The following is an 11088-nucleotide window of genomic DNA, read 5'->3' on the forward strand; positions in this document are numbered from 1 at the left end:
TATATTTGTGATTTATAAAGGTTTTTCTATGTTTTTCAATTCATCAAAGCTATTAAGTGTGGCGTCTGTACTTGCAATTAGCATACTCACGGGTTGCTCTAGTATCAATGCTGGTCTGCAAGCAGGTGAGCTACCACCTAATGGTACATTCATTGCTGAAAATGGATTGCACTTTAATATACAGCCATTGAACCTAGCAACATTACCGCCGAAACAAGCGGCTATACCAAACAGTAATTTAGCACAATTAATACGAAGCTCTGGACGAGCAGAGTATCGTATTGCTGAAGGCGATATTTTGAGTATAGTCCTGACAGGCTACCCGAATATAACACCTTTAGCAGCTAGTGATAGCAGCAACCCTTATGTTTCAGGATTTCCTGTTGATCAACAAGGTTTTGTACAGTTTCCATTGGTTGGCCGTATTAAAGCCAGTGGCATGAGCGTGCCGCAGTTTACCGCTAATTTGCAGAAACAACTGCAACGCTATCTTAAGTATTCAGATCCGCAGGTAAAGATTGTCAACTACCGTGGCAATAAATTCTTTATCGATGGGGAGGTGAAACAACCGGGGGAATTCCCAATTAATGATGCACCAGTATCGTTATACAGTGCAATCTCTATGGCTGGAGGAGCGACACCTACGGGAGATTCGAACAATATTGTATTTAATCGTAGAGGGATAAGCTACAATATTGGATTACAGTCCTTACGCGAACTTGGCACGTCTGCCAATCAGATATATTTACAAGATGGTGATTCCATTCATGTGAATAGCCAAGACCGTAATAAGATATATGTTTTAGGAGAGTTTGGCCGTGTAGAGCCTGTACCTATTAAAGAGCAAGGCATTAGTTTAGCGCAAGTATTAGGCGAGTCTAAAGGTCTTGATTCTAATACAGCAAATGCGGCTAAGATATACGTTGTGCGTGACAATTTAAATACGAGAACGACAGATATTTACTATGTAGATATGCAAACGATTACTAGCTTTGCGCTTGCTAATCGTTTCGAGATGCATCCTAACGACATTGTATATGTTGATCCTACTGGCTTGACACGTTGGAATCGTGTTATCAGTGCCATACTACCATCGACATCAGCAGTTAGTATTCTTTCAGGCTTATAGGTAATAACAGTTATGGCGTTTAATAATATTTTAGTCGTATGTGTGGGTAATATTTGTCGTAGCCCTATGGCAGAAGCGCTACTAAAACAGCGCTTCCCAAATAAAAATGTTGACTCTGCGGGTGTAGGTGCTTTGGTCGGGCACTCTGCCGATCCTGCTGCGTTAGAGATTATGGCTAAACAAGAAATCGATATTACTAATCATGTCGCAAAGCAAATCGATGAGAATTTAGCAAAAACAGCCGATATTATTTTTACCATGTCAGATGGACAAACGAAGTGGATCGAAGATCGCTGGCCGTTTTGTCGCGGTAAAACCTTTAAGCTTGGTCATTGGATGAATAAAGACATTGCGGATCCTTATAAACATGAAATGAGCGCCTTTGAGACGGCTTACCAAGATATTGTTAATAGTCTCGAGCAATGGGCTGATAAAGTTAATTAAATATTTGGTTCTACATTATAAATGGTACTAGTTGTTAAGTTCTCTGTTGTCAAGTGATTAACCTTAAGCGATGAATATATAAATATGAATACAGATTCACAAAAAATATCTAAGCCTAGTAACGATAACACTAGTAATAGTGATAATGATGAAATTGATTTAATGGCTCTATTATTAGCGCTATTACGTGGATGGAAAACTATCCTGTTCTTCATATTGATAGGGTTAGTTATTGGCATACTTTACAGTCGCTATGTTAATCCTACTTTTCGATCTGATGCGCTAATTCAAATTGATGAAAAGTCATCAGGGCTACCAGCATTAGGTGAGAATATCTCTGATTTGTTAGGAACCGAAAACAGTAAAGCGCAGACTGAGGCTGAGCTGATTCGCTCTAGAATGATTTTAGAACCTGTAGTAGACAAGCTACATTTGCGTATCAAACTTGCCGATCTTGAGGTTAGTGCTATTGATAAAATAGTCAGCGATCGTACTCATACACAAATAAATTCACCTGAGGGCGTTGCTCTAAAAACAACAGAAGGCCAAGTGCGGATTAGTGAATTCAACGTCTCTCAAGGTTATCTAAATAAGCCCTTTACTCTAAGCCGAGAAGGTGCTGACTTTGTTCTAACTAACGGTTTTGATGACTTCAAAGGTAAACTAAATCAGCCGCAAAAATTTAGCGGTGTAGACGGCCAAATTCATATTACGGTCAATGACTTGCCAACTGATAATCATACTATTCGTATTACTAAACAGTCATTACAAACCACTACTGATGATATTAATAATTCATTATCGGTCATTGAAAAGGGTAAACAAACAGGCATTATCGAGCTGTCAATGACAGGTGCTAATCAGCAGCAAACCAGTATGATACTTAAAGATATTATCCTATCGTACATTGGTCAAAACCAGTCTCGTGGCTCTGAAGAGACAACCAAAACCCTCAAATTTATGGAAACTCAGATCCCTCTTCTTAAGAAAAAACTTGAGGATGCAGAAGGCGTTTTCAATGAGTTTCGTAAAAAATATGGCACGATCGATGTTTCAAAAGAAGCTGAGCTACTCCTGACTGAGAACTCTAATATCGATGTACAGCTAAATGAGTTGAAGCTTAAAAAAGCTGACTTAACGACTTATTATACCGAAGAGCATCCTTTAGTCATTCAGATTGATGAGCAACTAAAAGTATTAAACGATAGAAAGCAGACTATTGATAGCACTATTGCAGGCTTACCTGAACTACAAAGAGAGTTTCTAAAGCTTTCGCAAGATACTGAAATCAATAGAGAGATCTATCTGACACTACTTAAAAACTATCAACAATTACAGATTGCTAAAGCAGGCCAATTAGGTTTCGCTCGAATTATTGATTTACCAATCAGCACTTATAAAGCTATCGCTCCTAAAAAGCTATTGATTATTGTTTTGGCTTCATTGTTAGGCGCTATGCTCGGTGCTATGTTGGTTCTAATCAAGAACATGCTAAGAAATGTGGTCAAAGACCCTGAACGTCTAGAAGCTAAAACGGGTGTACCTGTGGTAGCGACAGTGCCGCGCTCGCCATTATTGACCAGACTACGTCAGAATAAGAAAGCGCCTAATAGACTATTGGCTTACGTCGATAATAATAGCTTAAGCTATGAAGCTATCAAAAGCTTAAGAACAAATTTAATGTTTGGCATGCCAGTCCAAGGGCGGGCAGGCCAACGTGCTAAAGTAATTCTTATTACTGGTGAAAGTCCTGGTGTTGGTAAGTCTTTTATATCGTCTAACTTAACCGAGGTCTTTGCGCAGTTAGATAAAAAAGTCCTGATTATGGATGCAGATATGCGCTTGGGTGAGCTGCATAAGATGTTTAGTATGAGTCAAGACAACGGTTTGGGCGATTATCTATCTCAGGATGTGAGTCATTTATCAAAAGACAACGCTCAAGTTTCAAAAGTTGCTGTTGGTCAAGAGGTAAATAATTTAGCAAGCTTTATCCATCCGACTGGTATAGACAATATTGACTTTATGCCACGTGGTCAGCACCCACGTAATCCAGCCTCATTATTAGCTAATGGCAGTTTCGATCATTTAATGACAGAACTTAATTTGCATTATGATTATATTATTATTGACTCACCGCCAATTTTAGCAGCTTCTGACGCTATGATTTTATCCCAGTATGCAGATAAAGTGTTGATGGTGGCTCGCTATGATAAGTCTATAGAAGGACAAGTGGTTTATGCGATTAATCAAATGAATAAAGCTAATATCAAAGTAGACGGTATTATTCTTAATGATGTACAGCAGGGATTATTAAGTAAGTATAGCTATCATTATAGTTATGCTTATGGCAATAATAACTAATCGTTAGTTGATAGATGTCCAATGCTTTAAATATTAATGCTTGAATAAAACAGTTGTTTATTATGTCAATAGATCCCACCTCCTCATCCAAATCGCATAATACTAACTCTATAACATCTACTGGTCTTGCGGAACGTAGTGCTGAGTTTTTACTCAGCCTACCTAGAAGTATTAAACGTAGTATTTTAATGATGGCTGACTTTATCATGTCAGCTATTTGTTTATTCTTCGCCATTGCAGCAAGATATGGATATATCGACCATCATGTCAGCTTATTGGTATTAAGTCTGAGTGCATTGATACCAGTAATATGCTTGTACGCTATTGGGTTTTATAATGGCGTGGCTAGAGGTTTTTTCGATGCGATGATGGGTAGCGTATTGCAGCTATTTTTTATTCTTATCATCATCGCTCAGACCATTCTTTATTTTAAACTGCTTCCGAATGTGCCGCGTGCCGTACCTATTTTATATTTGTTTCTATTCTTTATTTGGTTATGGAATAGTAGGCTGACCATCCGTGAGCTTTTAACGCGGCTACAAGGTAAAAACCAGCGCCGTATGAAGAACGAAGATGGTTATGATAACGTTGTCATTTACGGGGCGGGAGAGGCAGGTCGAGACTTATTAGAAGGCCTAAGAAACTCACATAAATATAATGTCGTGGCTTATGTTGATGACGATCCGCAGCTTAGCGGTGCTTATTTACTTGGTAAAAAGATTTATGCTGCTGATGGTTTAGTAAGTTTAGTAGAAGAATTAGAGATTGCGCAGGTATTTTTGGCTATTCCTTCTATCAGCCGCGCGCAAAAACGCCAGATTATAGATAAGCTCTCAGGCATTGCGATAAAAATCAAAGAATTGCCAAGCCTAGAGGAAATCGCTGACGAAAAAGTGACCGTCAGTAGTATGCGCAAAGTAGATATTTTAGATGTGTTAGACAGACAGACTGTCGAACCTGATGCAAAATTGCTGCAGCTAAATATTAAAGATAAGTGCGTGTTGGTCACTGGCGCTGGTGGGTCTATCGGTAGCGAGTTATGCCGTCAAGTAATCAAGAATAAGCCAAAATGTCTCGTCCTTTATGAGTTATCCGAGTTTGCGCTTTATAGCATCCATCAAGAGCTAACCATCAAACAAGCCAATACGCCTGATTATAAAAACATCCAAATCATTGCGGTCATTGGTAATGTCATTAATGAATCGAACCTACTTAGAATACTAAATCTCTACCATATCCAAACGGTTTATCATGCGGCCGCTTATAAACATGTACCTATGGTTGAGCACAATCCCTTTGAAGGTGTTATTAATAATACTAAAGGTACTTATCACTGTGCCCGAGCAGCTATTCAAGCCAATGTTGAGACCTTTGTACTTATCTCGACTGATAAAGCAGTAAGGCCTACTAATGTGATGGGCGCATCTAAGCGTTTAGCAGAGTTGGTTTGCCAAGCGCTAAGCCAAGCGGATAGCCAAACCTGTATCAGTATGGTGCGTTTTGGTAATGTCCTTGGCTCATCGGGTTCTGTCGTGCCTTTATTTACTAAGCAAATAGAGCAAGGTAAGCCCATTACGGTTACCCATCCTGATGTGACCCGCTATTTTATGACGATTCCAGAAGCGGCAAATCTGGTAATCCAAGCAGGCGCAATGGCATCGGGTGGTGAAGTGTTTGTTCTCAATATGGGTGAGCCAGTTAAGATTGTTGATCTAGCGCATCGAATGATTCACTTAAGTGGCTTTGATATTAAAGATGCCGCCCATCCTGAAGGTGATATCGAAGTCATTTTTACGGGTCTTAGAGCTGGAGAGAAGCTCTATGAAGAGCTGATCATTGGTGAAGACAACATTGAAGCGACTTTCCATCCATTGATCATGCAAGCGATAGAGCATAGCTTTCCATTGGATGAGCTTGAATCGGTATTGTTTAAATTGAGCGAAAAACAAAAAGAGTTTGATGTCCCTTGGCTAAAGCAGCGGTTTAAGCAGTTTGTAGTAGGCTATCAAGAAGGGATAAAAGCGAAGTAGCTTTTAATAAACACCTTAAATATTATTTTAAATAGAATTGCTAAGATCAACAAGGAACATTATGTTAGATATCGACGATATAAAAATAGCAGTTATCGGACTTGGCTATGTAGGTCTGCCTTTAGCCGTTGAGTTTGGTAAGCATCGCCCCGTAGTCGGTTTTGATATTAATACTAAACGTGTGCAAGAATTAAGAGATGGCTTTGACGGTACGCTTGAAGTAAGTAGCGAAGCATTAAAAGCCGCTAATTCATTAGAATTTGCCACTGAGTTGAGTGAAATTGCTGATTATAATTTTTATATCGTTACTGTGCCGACACCGATTGATGAAAATAATGCACCAGATCTTACGCCCTTAGAAAGTGCCTCTGCAGCAATAGGGAAAGTGATAAAAGCTGGCGATATTGTGGTTTATGAATCCACGGTTTACCCTGGTGCGACAGAAGAAGTTTGTATCCCTATTATAGAAAAAGTATCTGGCCTAACATTCAATCAAGATTTTTATGTTGGCTATAGCCCAGAACGTATCAATCCCGGCGATAAGGTAAATACCTTAACTAAAATTACTAAAATCACTTCAGGCTCAACACCAGAGGCCGCTGATTTAATTGATAGTCTCTATGCTTCTATTATTACTGCTGGTACTTATCGTGCAACATCGATTAAAGTTGCTGAGGCTGCCAAGGTGATTGAAAATACGCAGCGCGATTTGAATATTGCTATCGTTAATGAGTTTGCTAAGATATTTAATATCATTGGTATAGATACGCAAGCAGTGTTGGATGCAGCAGGTAGTAAATGGAACTTTCTAAAGTTTAAACCGGGTTTGGTTGGTGGGCATTGCATTAGTGTAGATCCCTATTATTTGACTCATAAAGCTCAAGAAGTTGGTTACCGTCCAGAAGTTATTCTTGCTGGTAGACGTATCAACGACGGTATGGGGCAGTATGTCGCTACACAAATGGTCAAAAAACTGGCGCGTAATAAAATACATATCGATGAAGCAAAGGTATTGGTACTTGGTTTTACCTTTAAAGGGGACTGCCCTGATACCCGTAATACCAAAGTCATTGACATTATTAAAGAGCTAAAAAGCTTCAATATCAATGTTGATGTTTATGATGATTGGGCTGATAAGAAAGAAGTATATGATCATTATGGAATTGAATTGATCAATGAGCTGCAAAATGGCTATTACGATGGTGTCGTGGTTGCCGTTGATCACAGTAAGTACAAGCAGATAGGCATAGAGGCTATTAGAGCGCTGGCTAAATCAAATCATGTTGTCTACGACGTTAAGCATGTATTTCAAGAAAGCCAAACTGATATTCGTTTATAAATTAATCAAGGACATTATAATGAAAAAATTTGCACTAATAGGCGCGGCTGGTTACATTGCTCCAAGACATATGCAAGCGATTAAAATTACGGGGAATGAGTTGATTGCTGCTTATGATCCTAATGACTCTATAGGTATTCTGGATAGCCATTTTCCTGAAGCGCACTTTTTTACTGAGTTCGAAAGATTCGATAGACATCTAGATAAGTTACATCGTCAATCTAAGAGTCAAAAAATAGATTTTATGTCAATTTGTTCTCCTAACTATTTACACGACTCTCATATGCGTTTTGCGTTGCGTAGTGGGGCTGATGCCATTTGTGAGAAACCTTTGGTTTTAAATCCTTGGAATATCGATGGTTTATTAGAAATAGAAAAAGATACAGGACAAAAAGTAAACACTATCCTTCAGCTGAGAGTACATCCTGCTATTGTTTCACTTCGAGAGAATGTACAAAGAGAACCACGAGATAAAAAATATGAAGTAGATCTAACGTATATTACCTCTCGAGGTAAATGGTATTTACAGTCATGGAAAGGTGATATCAATAAGTCAGGAGGCATTGCAACTAATATAGGTGTACATTTTTTCGATATGCTACATTTCATATTCGGTGATTTGCAGCAGAATATTGTACATCATGTCTCGGAAACCAAGTCTTCTGGTTATCTAGAGTACGAAAATGCTCGTGTGCGTTGGTTTCTATCTATTGACGTAGAAGATGTACCGAATGACATAGTTGCTACTGGCCAACGTACCTTTAGATCAATTACGGTGGATGGCGAAGAGATAGAGTTTTCTGGTGGTTTTACCGACTTACATAATCGTAGCTACGAGCAGATATTGGCAGGTAATGGCTTTGGTTTAGCAGAAAACCGTACCGCAATTAGTACTGTAGCCCATATTCGTGATGCTCAGCCTATTGGTTTACAGGGTGACTATCATCCATTCTTACGTAAATAGAGGGATATGATAATGAATAATTATTACAAACATCCTAGTGCAATAGTCGATGATGGTGCTCAAATAGGTGAAGGATCTCGAGTCTGGCATTTTGTACATATATGTGCTGAAGCCAAAATTGGCGAAAGATGCTCTATGGGTCAAAATGTCTTTATCGGCAATAAGGTCATCATCGGTAACGATTGTAAGATACAAAATAACGTCTCTGTTTATGACAATGTTACTCTAGAAGATGGCGTATTTTGTGGTCCAAGTATGGTCTTTACTAATGTCTATAACCCTAGATCATTCGTCGATAGAAAGTCTGAATATATGAGTACACTAGTGAAAACAGGTGCCTCTATGGGTGCTAACTGTACGATTGTATGTGGTAATACTATTGGTAAGTTTGCCTTCATCGGTGCTGCGACCTTGGTTAATAAAGATGTGCCAGACTATGCGTTGATGGTCGGCGTACCTGCTAAGCAGATAGGCTGGATGAGCGAGTACGGTGAGCGTTTAGATTTACCGTTGACTGGTAATGGTGAGACAAGCTGTATCCATACGGGTGCTAAGTATACGCTTACTAATGGCACGCTTACTAAAGAGGGGGCTTAGCATGCAATTTATTGATCTGGTCGCGCAGCAGGATAGAATAAAAGACAAACTCAATGCCAATATCCAAAAGGTATTGGCTCACGGTCAATATATTTTAGGTCCTGAAGTTCATGAGCTTGAAGAAAAGCTATCAGCATATACGGGTGCTAAATACTGTATCACTTGTGCTAATGGTACTGATGCGCTACAAATCGCCCAAATGGCATTTGGTATCGGTCCTGGAGACGAGGTCATCACGCCAGGATTTACTTATATTGCGACAGCAGAGACGGTAGCGGTACTAGGTGCCAAGCCTATCTATGTAGATATCAATCCAAAAACTTATAATCTAGATGTCGAGCAACTTGAAGCTGCCATTACGCCGCGCACCAAGGCTATTATTGCGGTGAGCCTCTATGGTCAGTGTGCAGACTTTGATGCTATCAATGCTATCGCAGCAACACATAATATTCCGGTCATTGAAGATGCAGCACAAAGCTTTGGCGCTAGCTACAAAAGCAAAAAGTCTTGTAATTTAACGACGGTTGCTTGCACCAGCTTTTTCCCTAGTAAGCCATTAGGTGGCTATGGTGATGGCGGTGCTATCTTTACCAATGATGAGGCGCTGGCGACCGTAATACGCCAAATAGCACGTCATGGTCAAGATCGCCGTTATCATCATATCAGAGTCGGTGTGAATAGTCGGCTAGATACCTTACAAGCAGCGATACTACTACCTAAGCTTGAAATCTTGGATGATGAGATGCAAGCACGTCAGCGTGTGGCAGAGAAGTATAATAAGCTCTTTACTGAAGCTGGAATTACGACAATACCATTTATTGAAGCACACAATCAAAGTGCGTGGGCGCAATATACTATTCAGGTTGATAATCGTGATGAGATACAATCTAAGCTAAAAGAGCAAGGAATTCCAACGACCGTACACTATCCGATACCATTGAATAAGCAACCTGCAGTTGCAGATACTAATGCAACACTACCAGTAGGCGACGCAGTTGCTGAGCATGTCATGAGCTTGCCGATGCATCCATATATAGCTATTGATAAACAAGCAATTATAGCTAATGAACTGAAAAAATTACTTTCTGATGATAAATAGAGAATTACTCAATAATGGCGCTATTTTTTTATTCTCAAATGTATTAAATGCATCTATTCCTTTTCTATTGCTACCGTTTCTGACACGACTACTAACACCTGAAGATTATGGTATCGTAGCCATGTTTGCAATATTTTTAACCCTTATTAGTGCTTTCGTTGGCTTAAGTGTACATGGCGCTGTTAACGTTCAGTACTTTAAACTAAAAAGCAACGAGTTTAATGAGTATGTAACCAGTTGTTTTATGTTATTAGTAGCAAGTGCTATCACAGTTTTTTTAATTGTATTCTTAACTGGTGAATACTTTGAAGAAGTGATAGGTTTGCCACATAAATGGATGCTTATAGGTGTTTTAGTTTCCTTTTTTCAATTTTTCATTAGCATACTTTTAACCATTTGGGTCGTTACAGGAAAAGCAGTTAAATATGGTTCTTTCCAAGTATTACAAACAGCTTCTAATGCGTCACTATCATTAATATTCATTATATTTTTGAGCCTTACTTGGGATGGTAGACTAGTAGGGCAAACTATTGCAGTTATTTTTTTTGGCATCGTAGCATTATTGATCATTTATAATTCTGGCTATTTGAAATATCCAAAAAATGCTTTTTTTTACATGAAAGATGCAATGAAATTTGGTATACCTTTAATACCTCATTCAATAGGTGCTTTTGTGATTTATAGTACTGACAGGGTGGTTATTTCTAACCTCCTTGATGTATCTGCTGTTGGTGTTTATATGGTTGGATTGCAACTAGGGCAAGCAATGGGTTTATTAGTAGACTCTTATAACAAGGTTTACTCACCATGGCTTATGAAGAATTTGTCTGATGAGAATATGAATAAAAAGAAGTTAGTGTTTTACACATACTTATCGATGTTTATTATTTTGTTTGTAGGTTTGGTTTGGGCGGTGGTCGCAAATATATTATTACCATTTTTGGTCGGTAATAATTTCCAAAAAGCCTCAGGGTTAATCGTTTATATGAGCTTAGGGTTTTCTTTGACTGGCTTATATTATTTAGTGACAAACTACATTTTCTACACGGGCCATACAAAGTTTTTGGCAATGATCACATTTTTTTGTGGTTTAGTAAACATTCCTCTAACTTATTACTTGGTTAG

9 protein-coding genes are annotated in these 11088 nt (G+C 38.8%); all 9 read left to right on the forward strand.

Going from position 1 to position 11088, the window contains the following annotated elements; genetic code table 11:
* The coding region (locus V7D75_RS10960; RefSeq protein ID WP_333614584.1) for a polysaccharide biosynthesis/export family protein at positions 1–1129 on the forward strand (1129 nt) is incomplete at its 5' end.
* A gap of 12 nt (positions 1130–1141) precedes the next feature.
* The gene (locus V7D75_RS10965) at positions 1142–1573 is read left to right on the forward strand and encodes a low molecular weight protein-tyrosine-phosphatase (RefSeq protein WP_333614585.1); all 432 of its coding nucleotides are present in this window, start codon (positions 1142–1144) and stop codon (positions 1571–1573) included.
* A gap of 84 nt (positions 1574–1657) precedes the next feature.
* On the forward strand, positions 1658–3934 hold the full coding sequence (locus tag V7D75_RS10970; RefSeq protein ID WP_333614586.1) for a polysaccharide biosynthesis tyrosine autokinase: 2277 nt from the start codon (positions 1658–1660) through the stop codon (positions 3932–3934).
* A 62-nt stretch (positions 3935–3996) separates the two neighbouring features.
* Positions 3997–5964, forward strand: coding sequence for a polysaccharide biosynthesis protein (locus tag V7D75_RS10975; RefSeq protein WP_333614587.1), 1968 nt, complete (start codon positions 3997–3999; stop codon positions 5962–5964).
* Positions 5965–6025: 61 nt separating this feature from the next.
* Positions 6026–7303, forward strand: a complete 1278-nt coding sequence (gene tviB, locus V7D75_RS10980; RefSeq protein WP_333614588.1) for a Vi polysaccharide biosynthesis UDP-N-acetylglucosamine C-6 dehydrogenase TviB — start codon at positions 6026–6028, stop codon at positions 7301–7303.
* Positions 7304–7322: 19 nt separating this feature from the next.
* Complete coding sequence (locus V7D75_RS10985; RefSeq protein ID WP_333614589.1) at positions 7323–8267, forward strand: Gfo/Idh/MocA family protein; 945 nt, start codon at positions 7323–7325, stop codon at positions 8265–8267.
* Between the two features lie 12 nt (positions 8268–8279).
* Positions 8280–8864 (forward strand): acyltransferase, encoded by a 585-nt coding sequence (locus V7D75_RS10990; RefSeq protein WP_333614590.1) that lies wholly within the window; start codon positions 8280–8282, stop codon positions 8862–8864.
* A 1-nt stretch (position 8865) separates the two neighbouring features.
* Positions 8866–9963 carry a DegT/DnrJ/EryC1/StrS family aminotransferase gene (locus tag V7D75_RS10995; protein ID WP_333614591.1) on the forward strand — a complete coding sequence of 366 codons (1098 nt, stop codon included), beginning with the start codon at positions 8866–8868 and terminating at the stop codon, positions 9961–9963.
* Positions 9953–11088 (forward strand): oligosaccharide flippase family protein (locus tag V7D75_RS11000; protein ID WP_333614592.1); only part of this gene is annotated, 1136 nt, incomplete at its 3' end. The genes V7D75_RS10995 and V7D75_RS11000, both read left to right, overlap by 11 nt.

Source organism: Psychrobacter sp., assembly GCF_036731945.1.
GTDB lineage: Bacteria > Pseudomonadota > Gammaproteobacteria > Pseudomonadales > Moraxellaceae > Psychrobacter.

Excerpts from the sequence above, each read along its gene's own strand:
- V7D75_RS10995 (WP_333614591.1), top strand. The coding sequence starts at position 8,866 with ATGCAATTTATTGATCTGGTCGCGCAGCAGGATAGAATAAAAGACAAA.
- V7D75_RS10975 (WP_333614587.1), top strand. The coding sequence starts at position 3,997 with ATGTCAATAGATCCCACCTCCTCATCCAAATCGCATAATACTAACTCT.
- V7D75_RS10990 (WP_333614590.1), top strand. The coding sequence starts at position 8,280 with ATGAATAATTATTACAAACATCCTAGTGCAATAGTCGATGATGGTGCT.
- V7D75_RS10965 (WP_333614585.1), top strand. The coding sequence starts at position 1,142 with ATGGCGTTTAATAATATTTTAGTCGTATGTGTGGGTAATATTTGTCGT.
- V7D75_RS10985 (WP_333614589.1), top strand. The coding sequence starts at position 7,323 with ATGAAAAAATTTGCACTAATAGGCGCGGCTGGTTACATTGCTCCAAGA.
- tviB (WP_333614588.1), top strand. The coding sequence starts at position 6,026 with ATGTTAGATATCGACGATATAAAAATAGCAGTTATCGGACTTGGCTAT.
- V7D75_RS10970 (WP_333614586.1), top strand. The coding sequence starts at position 1,658 with ATGAATACAGATTCACAAAAAATATCTAAGCCTAGTAACGATAACACT.